Origin of the sequence: Pseudomonas sp. IPO3749, assembly GCF_013386605.1 — a bacterium.
GTDB classification, from domain to species: Bacteria; Pseudomonadota; Gammaproteobacteria; order Pseudomonadales; family Pseudomonadaceae; genus Aquipseudomonas; species Aquipseudomonas azotoformans_A.
This window is the reverse complement of record NZ_JACARN010000095.1, coordinates 15,599-31,518: the sequence shown is the minus strand read 5'-3', so window position 1 is coordinate 31,518 and position 15,920 is coordinate 15,599. Positions and strand designations below refer to the sequence as shown.

The following is a 15,920-nucleotide window of genomic DNA, read 5'->3' as shown; positions in this document are numbered from 1 at the left end:
CAGCAAAATTCGGCAATCTCCAGGGTTTACCCGCCGCAGAGCTTTCCATGCCCGACATCGCCCAAGACGATGAGCCCCAGCAGTCCCACGCCACACGCGAATTGGTGCTGCGTCACCACCTGTGTTGGCGTCATCGGGACCTGGAGGGCGTCATGTCCTACTACCATCCGGACATCCAGTACCACGACTTTTTCCAGAACCGTGTCGTCGGTTACGCCGAACTGCGTGATTACCTGCAAGCCAGCATGCCGCGTGAGGCCGATGAAGCCATCGAACACACCGACCGTATCCGTGCCGATGGCGATACGGCCTTCATCCAGTACCGCATCACTTTGCGTGGCGGCCACGGCCTGGTGTCATTTCGCACCAGCGAAGCCATCACGGTGCGCGATGGGTTGATCTGGCGGGTCAACGAATACGCCTCCCTGGTGCACGAGCAACCTATCCAGGCCGCGCGGCCTTCGGTCAGTCGTTTGGGCTTGTCGCCCCAGCAATTGGGGCATATGGCCAATGACCTGCAGCAGTATTTCGAACGCAAGCAACCTTATCTGGACCCGGAACTGGACCTGCAGCGCGTCTCCAAAGAGTGTGGCTACAGTCGTAATCAGATTTCCTACTTGCTGAACCAGGTGCTGGGGCAAAGCTTCTATCGCTACGTCAACCAGGCCAGGCTTCAGCACTTGCTGGCCGCATTGGACAAGGCAGCACCGCCGATAAAGGTCGACGACCTGGCCTTTGCCGCCGGTTTCAACTCGCTGTCAGCGTTCTACAGCGCATTCCGTCAGCACACGGGCCAGTCACCCAAGGCCTACGTCAAACAAATTTCCCTGCGTGCACGCGCGCAAGACAGCCCCTGACACCGCGCTCTAGGATCCACCCTATCGAAACGAGGTAGGGGAACCCGGCATGCCGGCATGGCGCAACATCAGCTTATGGATGGACCAGTTGGATGACCCGCTGCTCGCGCGGCCATCGCTGGAGCAGGACCTGGACGTCAACGTGGCCATTATCGGCGCCGGTTATACCGGGTTGTGGACCGCGTATTACCTGAAACGCCAGGCGCCCGAACTGAACATCGCGATCATCGAAGCGCAAACCGCAGGTTTTGGTGCCTCTGGCCGCAACGGCGGCTGGCTGATGGGCAATCTGTTGGGCGAGGACCGTTTGTTGGCCGGCCTGAATCCCGAACAGCGCCGCGCCTCGTTTGACCTGCTACATGCCATCCCCGATGAAGTCGCCCAAGTGCTGGCGCGTGAAGGCATCGACTGCGACTACCGCAAGGGCGGCGCGTTGTACTGCGCCGCGCGCTACCCCGAGCAGGAAGGCAGCCTGCGCAGTTACCTCGACAAACTCTACGCCCAGGGCCTGACCGAAGCCGACTATCGCTGGCTCGGCCCGCAGCAACTGGCCGAACAGATTCGCATCGCCAAGCCTTATGGCGGTATCTATGCGCCCCACGTGGCGACCATCAACCCTGCCAAGCTGGTGCGCGGCCTGGCGCGGGTGGTGGAAAGCATGGGCGTGACGATCTACGAAAACAGCCCCGTGACCCATTGGCAATCCGGCGGCCTACGCACGGCGAAGGCCGGTGTTCGTGCAGCTTGGGTGGTGTCGGCAGTGGAGGGCTACGCCAACACCTTACCGCCCTTGGGCCGTTATCAACTGCCGGTGCAAAGCTTGATCGTCGCCACCGAGCCGTTGCCGGCCAGCACCTGGGATGAAATCGGCCTGAGCCACGGCCAAGCCTTTGGCGAAAGCAGTCGCCAGGTGACCTACGGCCAGCGGTCGGCGGACAACCGCCTGGTGTTCGGCGCCCGTGGCGGCTACCAGTTTGCCGGAAAGCTACGCCACAACTTCGATCTGACTGACAGCGAAGTGGAGCTGCGTCGCTACCTGTTCGGTGAGCTTTTCCCACAGCTCAAGCACGTGAAGATTACCCATTCCTGGGGCGGCAACCTGGGCATGTCACGCAATTTCCGACCGCACATGCTGTGCGACCACAAGACCGGCATCGCACTGTCCGGCGGATATGGCGGGGAGGGCGTCGGCGCCACCAACCTGGGTGGCCGCACCCTGGCCGACCTGATCCTCGGCCGCGACACGCCGCTGACCCATCAACCCTGGGTAATCCGTGAACGTGGGCTGGACGCGCTCAAGCCCTGGGAGCCCGAACCCTGCCGCTGGCTGGGCTACAACGCGATCATTCGCAGTTTTGTCCATGAAGACCAGGTGTTGGCCAACCCCAACACCGCCCCTTGGCGCCGCAAGCTGGCGACCGGCGTGGCCGGGTTCATGGAAGGTTTCATGCACTAAGTCGTTTCACTCACACGGGAAAACCCCATGAGCATCACGCAATTCAAAGACACGCTGAACGCCCACCTGCCGGACTCGTCGCCCGTCGCCGTGCCGTTGGGCGAGCCCATTGCCGTGGCCTCGACCCTGAGCGTCGAGCGTAGCGACGGCGTCGAAACCGGCATCTGGGAATGCACCCCAGGCGTCTGGCGTCGGCAGATCAAATCCCAGGAGTTTTGCCACTTTATCCAGGGCCGCTGCACCTTCACCCCTGACAACGGTGAAATCGTCCACATACAAGACGGTGACGCACTGATGTTGCCGGCCAACAGCACCGGCATCTGGGACATCCAGGAAACCGTGCGCAAGACCTACGTATTGATCCTGTAACGCTTTGATCCTTGATCGCCTGCCATAAAAACAGCCCTAAAACCGCCAGGAAATCGAACCATGAAAGCCATTGCCCTGTTGCCCTTGATGTTGGTGGCCTCTATCAGCCAGGCCGCCGAGACGGTGAAAATCTACAACTGGTCCAGCTACATCGCGCCGGACACCACCAAGAACTTCCAGAAGCAGACCGGCATCGGTTTCAGCTACGACGTGTACGACAGCAACGAAACCCTCGATGGCAAGCTGATGACTGGTAACTCCGGGTATGACGTGGTGTTTCCGTCCAACCACTTCATGGCGCGGCAGATTCAGGGCGGTGCCTTGAAGAAGCTCGACAAGAGCCAACTGCCCAATTGGAAGAACCTCAACCCGGTGCTGCTCAAGGCCCTGGAAAACAACGATCCGGGCAATGCCCATGGGTTCCCGTATCTGTGGGGCAGCACCGGTATCGGCTACAACATCGACAAGGTCAAGGCGGTACTCGGCGACAACGCGCCCGTGGACTCCTGGGACCTGATCTTCAAGCCCGAGTACATGGAGAAGCTCAGCAAATGCGGGGTTGCCATCCTGGATAACGGCCCGGAGCTGCTGCCCATCGCCCTGAATTATCTGGGCTTGCCGCCCCACAGCAAGAACCCGGATGACTATAAGAAAGCCGAAGCTCTGCTGATGAAAGTGCGACCGTATGTAGCGTACTTCCATTCCTCGAAGTACACCGGCGACTTGGCCAACGGTGACATCTGTGTGGCTGTCGGCTTTTCCGGCGATGTGCTGCAGGCCGAGAGCCGCGCCAAGGAAGCCAAGAATGGCGTCAAAATTGGCTATCAGATCCCCAAAGAAGGCGCCGCCATCTGGTTCGACATGGTCGCCATGCCCGCCGACGCTCCGGATGAAAAGGCCGGCTATGCCTTCATGAATTACCTGCTGGAGCCGCAGGTCATGGCGGATATCACCAATTCTGTGCACTACGCCAATGGCAATAGCGCGGCGGACAGCTTGGTGGATCCCGAGATCAAGGCGGATACCAAGATCTACCCGAGTGAGGAAATGATGGGCAAGTTGTTTGCGCTGGAAGCGATGCCATTGAACATCGACCGGGTGCGCACGCGGGTGTGGAACGCCATTCGTACCGGGCGCTGAAGGCCTGTTCTAAATTGTGGTGAGCGGGCTTTCTGTGGTGAGCGGGCAAGCCTGCTCACCACACCACAGCAGCCCACACACGGCTCAGGGGTGTTCCAAATCATGCCCCAACGACTGGATAAATAACGAAAACAGCTCTGGCTGTGACGAAATATCCAGCTTGGCGTACAGATGCCGACGGTGCACCTTCACCGTGTCCGGCGAGATATTCAGCCGCTCGGCCATGGCCTTGGACGAGAACCCGCGCAACACCAACCGGGCGATTTCCAGCTCGCGTTCCGACAGCACACCACAACCGAACTGGCTCAACGCGTCCCTGATCTGACTGTCCATCGCCGGCGCACGCTGGGTGCTTTGCTGCCAGTGTTGCTGCATCAACGGCAATACCCAGGCGGCCACGGTGGTCATCAGCCCGGTCTCATCAAAACTGAAACGCCGCTGCATGCCCAACGACAGCGACAACGTCCCCGCGCCCGGCAATTGCAGAATGAATTGCACCTCGTCTTCCAGCACGTTGTCGTGGAAGTAGTTGAGGAAGTATTCGCTCTGGCGAAAATGATCGGGTGCCACTTCTTCCAGGCGGTACACGCCGCTGGGATAGCCCTCGCGACAGGCCTGGAAAAACGGGTCGAGCAAATACAAGCCATTGAGGTACACCAGCATCGACGCCGGTTTGCTGCTGGGCTGGGCGTCGTATTCTTCGAGGGCCTGGGGCGGGCCATCCACCGGGTAGAAGATCGCCAGGGCGTTATCGAACGGCAGGCACTGGTGCAGCAACAACACCAACTGTTTCCAGAAATGCTCGGTGCCGATGTGTGCAATGGTGCGGCCCAGGCCGGCGTGCATGCCGACTTCGCGAAACAGGCTCATGTGTCAGGCTCCCACCCGCAAAAGATCGGCCAAGGGTTCGGCTTTTGCCGTGCGGCGTCAAGGGGAGTACGCCAATAGGGGAATTGGCTGACATGAACGCCCTGTTTATGGTTGCCATCATTCAGCGGGAAACATATCCCGCGATATTCAGACGTTTCGTTTCTGCCTCACACCAAGAACAACGACAGAGGATAACGATATGAGCACTTCCCCCACGCCTGACGGCGTACTGAAACCCACCTTGAGTGTCTTTGATGTGGTCGCCATCACCGTGTCGGCGGTGACTCCGGCCAGTTCCGTGTTTGTGATTGCGCCCTTTGCCATCCAGCAGGCCGGCAGCGGCGTGTTCCTGGCGTTTGTGATGGCCGGCTTGCTCGCGTTGATGTTCGCCTTTTGCTACGCCGAACTGGGCCGCGCCCACAACAGCGCCGGGGGCGAATATGTGTACGCCAAGCGCGTGTTTGGTGGTATGGCCGGTTATGCGACGTTCCTGACGGTGCTGGTGATGTTGCTGTTTATCCCGCCGGTGCTGGCCACAGGCGCGGCGACTTATCTGAATAACGCCCTGGGCACGAAGTTCGACTCCCAGACCGTCGCGCTGGTAATCGTGGTGTGCAGCTACGCCCTGGGCATCCTCAATATCAAGCTCAATGCCTGGATCACCGGCACCTGCCTGCTGCTGGAAGTGGCGGCGCTGCTGGTGATTGTGGTGATCGGCTTTGGCAACCCGGTGCAACCGGCCAGTGTGTTGTTCCAGCCGCAGATCGTCGAAAACGGCGTGCTGCACCTGGCGCCGTGGGCGCTGGTGATCGGCGCGGTGGGTATCGGTCTGTTTTCCTACAACGGCTATGGGCCGGCGGTGTTGCTGGCCGAGGACATGAAATGCGGCGGCAAAGGCGTGCATAAGGCAGTGCTGTGGTCCTTGGGCCTGGTGGTGATCATCGAACTGGTGCCGATCACCGCGCTGTTGATCGGTGCGCCATCGCTGAGTGAGATGATCAGCAGCCCGGACCCTATCGGCTACCTGTTGACCAGCCACGGTAATGAAACCTTGTCGCGGCTGGTCAGCGCCGGGATCTTCCTGTCGGTGTTCAATGCGATTGTCGCCATCGTGATCCAGATCGGCCGCGTGGTGTTCAGCAGCGGGCGCGATGCGCTGTGGACGCCGAGCATCAACAAACTGTTCACACGTATTCATCCACGCTGGGATTCGCCCTGGTTGGCTACGCTGTTCCTGGCGATTCCTTCGGCGCTGTTGAGTTTCAGCTCCAACCTGGCCGACCTCACTTCGTTCAGCGTGTTGCTGATCATGCTGGTGTACCTGGTGGTGGCGCTGAGTGCGTTGATGAGCCGGGTGCTGCTGCGTGATCGCGAGCATCCCTATCGCATGCCGCTGTGGCCGCTGCCGGCGTTGGTTGCGGTACTGGGCGCGGGTTATCTGCTGGTCACCCTGGTCGCGGCGGCTTCGATCCGCGACATCATGATCATCATCGGTTTGCTGGCGCTGTCGGTGATTCTGTATTGCATCAGTGGCCGGTTGAGTCCGGTCTTCCAGAAATTGTAAGGAGTGGTTATGCGCGCACGTCAATTGGGCATCACGTTGGGGCTCGGCACGCCCGGTGAATGGAACGCCATTACCGATGTGCCCGGTGTCCGGGTCGGGCACAGCACGATCAAGACGCTGGTCGACGGCAAGCACGTGCGTACTGGCGTCAGTGTGATCCAACCCCGCGCCGGCGAAGCCCGCCAGCAACCGTGCTTCGCCGGCTATCACGTGCTCAATGGCAATGGTGATGCCACCGGCCTTGAATGGATCAACGAAGCGGGGCTGTTGACCACCCCGTTGGCCATCACCAACACCCACAGCATCGGCATTGTGCGCGACAGCCTGATCGCCCTGGAGCGCGAGCGCCTGGCGGACCCGGCGGTGTACTGGTGCATGCCGGTGGTGATGGAAACCTATGACGGCCTGCTCAACGACATCTGGGGCCAGCACGTCGGCCCCGAGCATGTGCGCGAAGCCGTGGACAACGCCGAAACCGGCCCGGTGCAGGAAGGCGCGGTCGGCGGCGGCACGGGCATGATCTGCCATGAATTCAAAGGCGGCATCGGCACGGCCTCGCGGCGCTTGCCGGCGGAACAGGGCGGCTGGACTGTCGGCGTGCTGGTGCAGGCCAACCATGGCAAGCGCCAGGAGCTGCGGGTGGACGGCTACCCGGTGGGGCGCCAGTTGATGGAGATTGCGTCGCCCTTTGCCGAGCAAGGCACGCCGGGCATGGGCTCGATCGTGGTGATCCTGGCCACCGACGCGCCGCTGTTGCCACACCAATGCCAGCGCCTGGCGCAACGCGCGTCCATCGGCATCGCGCGTACCGGCGGCGGCACCGAGGATTCCAGCGGTGACCTGTTCCTGGCCTTTGCCACGGGTAACCAAGATCTGCCGCCAGCGGATTATGGACGCAAGGGGTTGCCATTCAGCAGCACGTTGCAGATGGTCAACAACGACCATATTTCGCCGCTGTTCAGCGCGGCGGCGGAGGCGGTGGAAGAGGCGATCATCAATGCGATCCTGGCCGGGGAGAGCATGCTCACCGATCAAGGTGTGCAGGTACCCGGATTAGACGGTGAAACGCTGTTGGCGGTATTGCACAAGACGGGTTGGAGTGTGTCCCGGTAATAGGGGGCACCTTAAGTTATTAATACAAGTAGTGGCTGTTTAATGTTGCTAATGACACCCTGCCAATATATTGGATCCATTAAATGGCGACGCCGCTCTACTTGAGCGGCGTTAGTGCTATTTAATATTTAAATATGAGCCAGCTGTTTTTTGTCGGACAAAAGCACTGCCACCCAATAAACACGGCACAGGACTTAACTAAGTTGTTGTTCGATTGGTTTAGAGTGCTGGAAAAGATGTAGACGAAAGATTTCAAGTTGTGTCAGTTTTCTTACGCCTTCAAAAGAGGCGAGTGATAGGACGATCTCGCCCGCGAGGTTCCTATCGAACAAAGACTGATGCACTTGCAAACAAGGAAGTACGTTTATGTCAAAAGTAAAAGACAAGGCTATCGTGTCGGCGGCGCAAGCCAGCACCGCTTACTCGCAAATCGATAGCTTCAGCCATCTGTACGACCGTGGCGGCAACCTCACGGTCAACGGTAAACCTTCGTTCTCGGTGGATCAGGCAGCCGACCACCTGTTGCGCGAGAACGCGGCCTATCGTGACCTGGATGGCAACGGCAAGATTGATCTGACCTACACCTTCCTCACCTCGGCGTCCTCGGCAACCATGAACAAACATGGCATCACCGGGTTCAGCCAGTTCAACACCCAGCAGAAAGCACAGGCCGTATTGGCCATGCAGTCCTGGGCGGATGTGGCCAATGTGACCTTCACCGAAAAAGCCTCGGGCGGTGACTTCCACATGACGTTCGGCAACTACAGCGGTGGCCAGGACGGCGCGGCCGCGTTTGCCTATCTGCCGGGCACCAACGACAAGTACCACGAAAGCGGCCTGGACGGCACCTCCTGGTACCTGACCAACAGCAGCTACACGCCGAACAAGACGCCGGACCTGAACAACTACGGCCGCCAGACCCTGACCCACGAAATCGGGCATACCCTGGGCCTGGACCACCCTGGCGACTACAACGCCGGGACCGGTAACCCTTCCTACAAAGACGCGGACTATGGACAGGACACGCGTGGCTACAGCGTTATGAGTTACTGGAGCGAGAGCAACACCAACCAGAACTTCAGCAAAGGCGGCGTCGAAGCCTACGCGTCCGGCCCGCTGATCGATGACATCGCAGCGATCCAGAAGCTCTACGGTGCCAACTACAACACCCGCGCCGGCGACACCACCTACGGCTTCAACTCCAACACCGGGCGTGATTTCCTCAGCGCCACCTCGAATGCCGACAAGCTGGTGTTCTCGGTGTGGGACGGCGGTGGCAACGACACCCTGGACTTCTCCGGTTTCACCCAGAACCAGAAGATCAACCTCAATGAAGCGTCGTTCTCCGACGTTGGCGGCCTGGTGGGCAACGTGTCCATCGCCAAGGGCGTGACCATCGAGAACGCCTTCGGCGGCGCCGGCAATGACTTGATCATCGGCAATAACGCGGCCAACGTGATCAAGGGCGGGGCCGGCAACGACATCATCTACGGCGGCGGCGGTGCGGACCAACTATGGGGCGGCGCAGGCAACGACACCTTTGTGTTCGGTGCCAGTTCCGATTCCAAGCCGGGCGCTGCGGACAAGATCTTTGACTTTACCTCGGGTTCGGACAAGATCGATTTGTCGGGCATCACCAAGGGCGCAGGCCTGACCTTCGTCAATGCCTTCACCGGACATGCCGGCGATGCTGTACTGACCTATGCCGCAGGCACCAACCTGGGCACGTTGGCAGTGGACTTCTCCGGGCACGGCGTGGCGGACTTCCTCGTCACCACCGTCGGCCAGGCAGCCGTCAGCGACATCGTGGCGTAATGCACGGGCGCGGCGCTTCGGCGCCGCGCTTTAGCGATGGAGCGTGAAGATGCAGCGTTTATTCAAAGTGATCACCGGCGTGTTGCAGGTGATGTTCGTATCGGCAGGAGCCCACGTGATGGCGAGCAGTCTTGTATTACCCACCAGCGCCCAGTTGGCTGGTCACTGGCAATTGCACCAGCAGGATCAGGTGTGCGCACTGGACCTGCTGGAACAGGCGAATGCATTGGGCGGCGACGTCGCCTGTGCCGCGCAATGGCTCGGTGAAAAACCCCTGGCCTGGACGCCGACACCGGATGGCATCTGGCTGATGAATGCCGAAGGCAGCGGCATTACCCACCTCAACCGAGAGCAAGAGGGCGAATATAAAGGTCGCACGCCTACCGGCCTCGAAGTTGTATTGCAGCGCACACCTTAGTTGCAGTTATAAGCCTATAACGTGAATGTCTTAGTTGGCCGCTCCGTCATTCGGGGTTGGGGCAACTATTGCGTGAAATTTGTTTCAGGGAAGATCAGAAACCATGGCGAAGTCCCATGCCGTCGCGCCGTTATTCAAGGCGTTGGGTGAGTACAAAAGTATTTTGATCAGTGTGGGTTGTTTCACCGCACTGATTAACCTGCTGATGCTGGTGCCATCGATTTACATGCTGCAAGTGTATGACCGCGTGCTGTCCTCCCAGAATGAAACCACCCTGGTGATGTTGACGCTGATGGTCGTCGGCTTCTTTGCGTTTATTGGCACGCTTGAGGTGATCCGCAGCTTTATCGTGATCCGTATCGGCAGCCAGTTGGAGCGGCGTTTCAACCTGCGCGTGTACAAGGCCGCCTTCGAACGCAACTTGAAAAGCGGGCAGGGGCATGCCGGGCAATCCCTGGGCGATTTGACCCACATCCGCCAATTCATCACCGGGCCGGCGCTGTTCGCGTTTTTCGATGCGCCGTGGTTTCCGATCTACCTGTTTGTGATCTTCCTGTTCAACGTGTGGCTCGGCGTATTGGCCACGGCGGGCGCGGCACTGTTGATCGGCCTCGCCTGCCTGAACGAATACCTGACCAAAAAACCGTTGGGCGAGGCCAGTGGTTATTCCCAGCAATCCACGCAACTGGCCACCAGCCACTTGCACAACGCCGAGACCATCCAGGCCATGGGCATGCTCGGTGCGCTGCGCCAGCGCTGGTTTGCGGTGCATTCGCAGTTTCTCGGTTTACAAAACAAGGCCAGTGACACCGGCTCGGTGGTGACGTCTTTGAGCAAATCCCTGCGCCTGTGCCTGCAATCGCTGGTGCTGGGCCTGGGGGCGTTGCTGGTGATCAAGGGCGATATGACCGCCGGGATGATGATCGCCGGTTCCATCCTGATGGGCCGGGTGCTCAGCCCCATCGACCAGTTGATTGCGGTGTGGAAGCAATGGAGTTCGGCCAAGCTGGCCTACCAGCGGCTGGATGATTTGTTGCGTGAATTTGCGCCGGAAGTCGAGCAGATGAAACTGCCGGCGCCCAAGGGCCAGGTCAGCTTCGAACAGGTGAGCGCAGGCCCACCTGGGCGGCGGGTGGCGACCTTGCATCAAGTCAGCTTCAACCTCGGCGCAGGTGAAGTGCTCGGCGTTCTGGGTGCATCAGGCTCCGGCAAATCCACGCTGGCCCGTGTGCTGGTGGGCGTGTGGCCGACGCTGGCCGGGACGGTGCGCCTGGATGGCGCGGACATCCACCGCTGGGACCGCGAGGACCTCGGCCCCCACATAGGCTATCTGCCCCAGGACATCGAACTGTTCAGCGGCAGCATCGCTGACAACATCGCGCGTTTTCGCGAGGCTGATCCCGAACTTGTAGTACATGCCGCGCAGCAGGCTGGCGTGCATGAGCTGATCCTGCGCTTGCCCCAGGGCTACGACACGCTGTTGGGCGACAACGGCGGCGGCCTGTCCGGCGGCCAGAAACAACGGGTGGCGTTGGCCCGCGCCCTGTATGGCGGGCCGCGCTTGATCGTGCTGGATGAGCCCAATTCCAACCTCGACACCGTCGGCGAAGCCGCGTTGGCCAGCGCGATTGTGCAGATGAAAGCCCAAGGCAGCAGTGTGGTGCTGGTCACCCATCGCTCGTCGGCGCTGGCCCAGGCCGACAAGTTGCTGGTGCTCAGCGAAGGGCATTTGCAGGCGTTCGGGCCGAGCCAGGAAGTGCTGCGGGCGTTGTCCGGCCAGCAGGAGCCGCCCAAGGAGAAACCGGGCGTGAGTTTCAGTCGTCAGTACCAGGCCGGAAGGAATCCAGGCGCATGAGCAGCCTCACTGTTGAACCTCGCTTCAAAGAACACGACGCCAATTTCTTCGCCCGCATGGGCTGGCTGCTGACGGTGGTCGGCGCGGGTGGCTTCTTCCTGTGGGCCAGCCTGGCGCCCTTGGACCAGGGCATTCCGGTACAGGGCACGGTGGTGGTGTCAGGCAAGCGCAAGGCGGTGCAAACCCTGAGCGCCGGCGTGGTCAGCCGGATTCTGGTGAAGGAGGGCGAGCTTGTGAAACAAGGCCAGCCGCTGTTTCGTCTCGACCAGACCCAGCACCAGGCCGACGTGCAATCCCTGCAAGCCCAGTACCGCATGGCTTGGGCCAGCGTGGCACGCTGGCAGAGCGAGCGCGACAACCAGGTCAGCATCCGCTTTCCGGCTGAACTGAGTGCCAATCCCGACCCGGCCCTGGCGCTGGTGCTGGAAGGCCAGCGTCAATTGTTCAGCAGCCGTCGTGAGGCCTTTGCCCGTGAGCAGGCGGGTATCCGTGCCAATATCGACGGCGCCACCGCGCAGTTGGGCGGCATGCGCCGCGCCCGCAGCGACCTGACCGCCCAGGCCCAGTCCCTGCGTGATCAACTGAGCAATTTGCAACCCTTGGCCGACAACGGCTACATCCCGCGCAACCGGCTGATGGACTACCAACGCCAGTTGTCCCAGGTGCAGCAGGACCTGGCGCAGAATACCGGCGAAAGCGGCCGGGTCGAACAGGGCATTCTTGAATCGCGGCTGAAACTGCAACAGCACAGCGAGGAATACCAGAAGGAAGTGCGCAGCCAGTTGGCCGACGCGCAATTGCGCAGCCTGACCCTTGAACAGCAACTCACCTCCGCCGGGTTCGACCTGCAACACAGTGAAATCAACGCCCCGGCGGATGGCATTGCGGTCAATCTCAGCGTGCACACCGAAGGCGCCGTGGTCCGTGCCGGTGAAACCCTGCTGGAGATCGTGCCCCAGGACACGCGCCTGGAAGTGGAAGGGCGCTTGCCGGTGCATTTGGTCGACAAGGTCGGCACGCACTTGCCGGTCGATATCCTGTTCACCGCCTTCAACCAGAGCCGCACACCGCGTGTGCCGGGGGAGGTCAGCCTGATTTCCGCCGACCAGATGCTCGATGAAAAAACCGGCGCGGCCTATTACGTGCTGCGCACCACGGTCAGCGAAGCGGCATTGGAAAAACTCCACGGGCTGGTGATCAAACCCGGCATGCCCGCCGAGATGTTCGTGCGCACTGGCGAGCGCTCGTTGCTCAATTACCTGTTCAAGCCGCTGCTCGACCGCGCCGGCTCTGCGTTGACCGAGGAATAGACATGAAGCACATGTTTATCGCCTTGCTGTTGACCAGCGCCAGTGCCCAGGCCGCCATGGGCCCGTTTGATGTGTACGAACAGGCGTTGCGCAACGACCCGGTGTTCCTCGGAGCGATCAAGGAGCGCGACGCCGGCCTGGAAAACCGCGCCATCGGCCGCGCCGGGCTGTTGCCCAAGCTCTCGTACAACTACAACAAGGGCCGCAACAATTCCCAGGCCACCTTGCCGGACGGGCGCGGCGGCAATTACCACGATGACCGCAACTACAACAGCTACGGCTCCACCTTCAGCCTGCAACAACCGCTGTTTGACTACGAGGCCTACGCCAACTACCGCAAAGGCGTGGCCCAGGCGCTGTTTGCCGACGAAAGCTTTCGCGACAAGAGCCAGGCGCTGCTGGTGCGGGTGCTGACCTATTACACCCAGGCCTTGTTTGCCCAGGACCAGATCGACATCGCCCGCGCGAAGAAGAAGGCGTTCGAGCAGCAGTTCCAGCAGAACCAGCATTTGTTCCAGCAAGGCGAGGGCACTCGCACCGACATCCTGGAAGCTGAATCACGCTATGAACTGGCCACCGCCGAAGAGATCCAGGCCCTGGATGAACAGGACGCGTCCTTGCGCGAGCTGGGCGCATTGATCGGCGTGCAAAGCGTCAACATCCACGACCTGGCCCCGCTGAACCGGGGCTTTGCCGCCTTCACCCTGACGCCGGCCAACTACGACACCTGGCATGAACTGGCGATCAGCAATAACCCTACGCTCGCCTCCCAGCGCCAGGCGTTGGAAGTGGCGCGTTATGAAGTGGAACGCAACCGCGCCGGGCATCTGCCCAAGGTCACGGCCTATGCCAGCTCGCGCCAGCAGGAATCCGACAGCGGCAACACCTACAACCAGCGCTATGACACCAACACCATCGGCGTCGAAGTCAGCCTGCCGCTGTATGCCGGTGGCGGTATCTCGGCGTCCACGCGCCAGGCCAGCCGCGCCATGGAACAGGCCGAGTACGAACTGGAGGGCAAGACCCGCGAAACCCTGATCGAGCTGCGTCGGCAGTTCAGTGCCTGCCTGTCGGGGGTGAGCAAGCTGCGTGCGTATCAGAAGGCCTTGGTGTCGGCCGAAGCGCTGGTGGTGTCGACCCAGCAAAGCATCCTGGGGGGCGAGCGGGTCAACCTGGATGCGCTGAACGCCGAGCAGCAGCTCTACAGCACTCGCAGAGACCTGGCCCAGGCGCGGTACGACTACCTGATGGCCTGGACCAAATTGCATTACTACGCTGGCAACCTGCGCGATACCGACCTGGCCAAGGTGGATGAGGCGTTTGGGCGTTGATTTTGGGTGTTCACAACAATAAGAGAGGCACTGACATGGGTATCTTTGACTATAAAAACCTCGGCACCGAGGGTTCCAAGGCGTTGTTCGCCGACGCGATGGCGATCACGCTGTATTCCTATCACAACCTGGACAACGGCTTTGCCGTGGGTTACCAGCACAATGGCCTGGGGCTGGGCTTGCCGGCCACGTTGGTCGGCGCGTTGCTCGGCAGTACGGATTCCCAGGGCGTGATCCCCGGCATTCCCTGGAACCCGGATTCGGAAAAAGCCGCGCTGGACGCGGTGCAAAAGGCCGGTTGGACGCCTATCGGCGCCAGCACCCTGGGCTACGGTGGCAAGGTCGATGCGCGGGGCACGTTTTTCGGTGAGAAGGCCGGCTACACCACGGCCCAGGTCGAGGTGTTGGGTAAGTACGATGACGCCGGAAAACTGCTGGAGATCGGCATCGGCTTTCGCGGCACCTCAGGGCCTCGGGAAACCTTGATCAGCGATTCCATCGGCGATCTGGTCAGTGACCTGCTGGCCGCACTGGGCCCCAAGGATTACGCCAAGAATTATGCCGGGGAGGCCTTTGGCGGTTTGCTCAAGAACGTCGCTGACTATGCCAGCGCCCACGGTTTGAGCGGCAAGGATGTAGTCGTCAGCGGCCACAGCCTGGGCGGGCTGGCCGTCAATAGCATGGCCGACCTGAGTAACAACAAATGGGCCGGCTTCTACAAGGACGCCAACTACGTGGCCTATGCGTCACCGACCCAAAGTGCCGGCGACAAGGTGCTGAATATCGGTTATGAAAATGACCCGGTGTTCCGTGCGCTGGATGGCGCGTCCTTCAACCTGTCGTCCCTGGGCGTGCATGACAAGCCCCATGAGTCGACCACCGACAATATCGTCAGCTTCAACGACCACTACGCCTCGACGTTGTGGAATGTGCTGCCATTTTCCATTGTCAACTTGCCGACCTGGATCTCGCACTTGCCCACGGGTTATGGCGATGGCCTGACGCGGGTGCTTGAGTCAGGCTTCTACGAGCAGATGACCCGTGATTCCACGGTGATTGTCGCCAACCTGTCCGACCCGGCGCGGGCCAATACGTGGGTGCAGGATCTCAACCGCAATGCCGAGCCGCATAAAGGCAATACCTTCATCATTGGCAGCGACGGCAATGACCTGATCCAGGGGGGCAAGGGCGCGGACTTTATCGAGGGCGGCAAGGGCAATGACACGATCCGTGATAACAGCGGGCACAACACCTTTCTGTTCAGCGGGCATTTCGGCCAGGACCGGGTGATTGGCTATCAATCGACGGACACGCTGGTGTTCAAGGATGTGCAGGGCAGTGTGGATTACCGTGAGCACGGTGGGGATACGGTGATCAGTGTGGGCGGGGATTCGGTGACGCTGGTTGGGGTTAGCGGATGGTTGGGGGAGGGTGTTGTCATCGTCTGACAGACACATGTGGGGGCCAGGCCCCCACATGATTGCTCAATCAGTCTTCCTTGCGCACGGTGGCCACATCGTCGGCCTTGACCCGTACACGCTTGCCGGCGATGTCGGTGAACTCGTAGAAACCGTCGGCGGTCTTGGTTTTTGGGGTGTCCTTGGTCAAATACTGTGTGCCGTTTTGCAGCGTCACTACGGTCTGCGTCGCGCAACCGGCCAATACCAGAAAAGTGAGTGCAACCAGTGGCAGACCCAAATTCTTCATGTTCATAACCCTTACCTTTAACCTTGAAAAGTCCCACGCCAGAGGCGCGGGCAACAAATGTTACGCCATCGGCTCACCCATCTGATCACTTTTATGTGAAAAGTTGCAGGCGCCA

General features: G+C 60.5%; 14 protein-coding genes. 12 read left to right on the top strand and 2 right to left on the bottom strand.

Annotation, left to right across the window (positions count from 1 at the left end):
* The first annotated feature begins 47 nt into the window (after positions 1-47).
* Genes HX812_RS28815 through HX812_RS28800 form a run of 4 tightly spaced genes read left to right on the top strand, consistent with a single transcriptional unit; the run spans position 48 to position 3,822 of the window.
* Complete coding sequence (locus tag HX812_RS28815) at positions 48-857, top strand: AraC family transcriptional regulator (protein ID WP_038850490.1); 810 nt, start codon at positions 48-50, stop codon at positions 855-857.
* A gap of 49 nt (positions 858-906) precedes the next feature.
* Positions 907-2,313: an FAD-binding oxidoreductase gene (locus tag HX812_RS28810; RefSeq protein WP_038850491.1), complete on the top strand. Its 1,407-nt coding sequence runs from the start codon at positions 907-909 to the stop codon at positions 2,311-2,313.
* A gap of 27 nt (positions 2,314-2,340) precedes the next feature.
* Entirely contained in the window at positions 2,341-2,682 is a 342-nt protein-coding gene (locus HX812_RS28805; RefSeq protein WP_038850493.1) for a cupin domain-containing protein, read from the top strand.
* A gap of 60 nt (positions 2,683-2,742) precedes the next feature.
* On the top strand, positions 2,743-3,822 hold the full coding sequence (locus HX812_RS28800) for a polyamine ABC transporter substrate-binding protein (protein ID WP_038850495.1): 1,080 nt from the start codon (positions 2,743-2,745) through the stop codon (positions 3,820-3,822).
* Between the two features lie 84 nt (positions 3,823-3,906).
* On the opposite strand, the gene HX812_RS28795 is transcribed toward HX812_RS28800, so the two are convergent.
* Positions 3,907-4,692: a helix-turn-helix transcriptional regulator gene (locus tag HX812_RS28795; protein WP_038850496.1), complete on the bottom strand. Its 786-nt coding sequence runs from the start codon at positions 4,690-4,692 to the stop codon at positions 3,907-3,909.
* 199 nt (positions 4,693-4,891) lie between these two features.
* On the opposite strand from HX812_RS28795, the gene HX812_RS28790 reads away from it, so the two are divergent.
* The 8 genes from HX812_RS28790 (at position 4,892) to HX812_RS28755 (ending at position 15,546) form a co-directional block, all read left to right on the top strand.
* A complete protein-coding gene (locus HX812_RS28790) occupies positions 4,892-6,256 on the top strand; it encodes an APC family permease (protein WP_038850497.1) in 1,365 nt (454 codons plus the stop codon).
* A 9-nt stretch (positions 6,257-6,265) separates the two neighbouring features.
* A complete protein-coding gene (locus HX812_RS28785) occupies positions 6,266-7,369 on the top strand; it encodes a P1 family peptidase (protein WP_038850499.1) in 1,104 nt (367 codons plus the stop codon).
* A 366-nt stretch (positions 7,370-7,735) separates the two neighbouring features.
* Positions 7,736-9,184 carry a serralysin family metalloprotease gene (locus HX812_RS28780; protein ID WP_038850501.1) on the top strand — a complete coding sequence of 483 codons (1,449 nt, stop codon included), beginning with the start codon at positions 7,736-7,738 and terminating at the stop codon, positions 9,182-9,184.
* Positions 9,185-9,233: 49 nt separating this feature from the next.
* Positions 9,234-9,602 (top strand): protease inhibitor Inh/omp19 family protein, encoded by a 369-nt coding sequence (locus HX812_RS28775; RefSeq protein WP_038850502.1) that lies wholly within the window; start codon positions 9,234-9,236, stop codon positions 9,600-9,602.
* Positions 9,603-9,705: 103 nt separating this feature from the next.
* Positions 9,706-11,457 carry a type I secretion system permease/ATPase gene (locus HX812_RS28770; protein WP_038850503.1) on the top strand — a complete coding sequence of 584 codons (1,752 nt, stop codon included), beginning with the start codon at positions 9,706-9,708 and terminating at the stop codon, positions 11,455-11,457.
* Complete coding sequence (locus HX812_RS28765) at positions 11,454-12,767, top strand: HlyD family type I secretion periplasmic adaptor subunit (RefSeq protein WP_038850505.1); 1,314 nt, start codon at positions 11,454-11,456, stop codon at positions 12,765-12,767. Before HX812_RS28770 ends, HX812_RS28765 begins: the two co-directional genes overlap by 4 nt.
* A 2-nt stretch (positions 12,768-12,769) precedes the next feature.
* On the top strand, positions 12,770-14,098 hold the full coding sequence (locus HX812_RS28760; protein WP_038850506.1) for a TolC family outer membrane protein: 1,329 nt from the start codon (positions 12,770-12,772) through the stop codon (positions 14,096-14,098).
* A gap of 35 nt (positions 14,099-14,133) precedes the next feature.
* Positions 14,134-15,546: a lipase gene (locus HX812_RS28755; protein WP_038850508.1), complete on the top strand. Its 1,413-nt coding sequence runs from the start codon at positions 14,134-14,136 to the stop codon at positions 15,544-15,546.
* A gap of 40 nt (positions 15,547-15,586) precedes the next feature.
* Here HX812_RS28755 and HX812_RS28750 read toward each other — a convergent pair whose 3' ends face one another.
* Positions 15,587-15,811, bottom strand: a complete 225-nt coding sequence (locus tag HX812_RS28750) for a YgdI/YgdR family lipoprotein (RefSeq protein WP_033902158.1) — start codon at positions 15,809-15,811, stop codon at positions 15,587-15,589.
* Positions 15,812-15,920 lie beyond the last annotated feature (109 nt).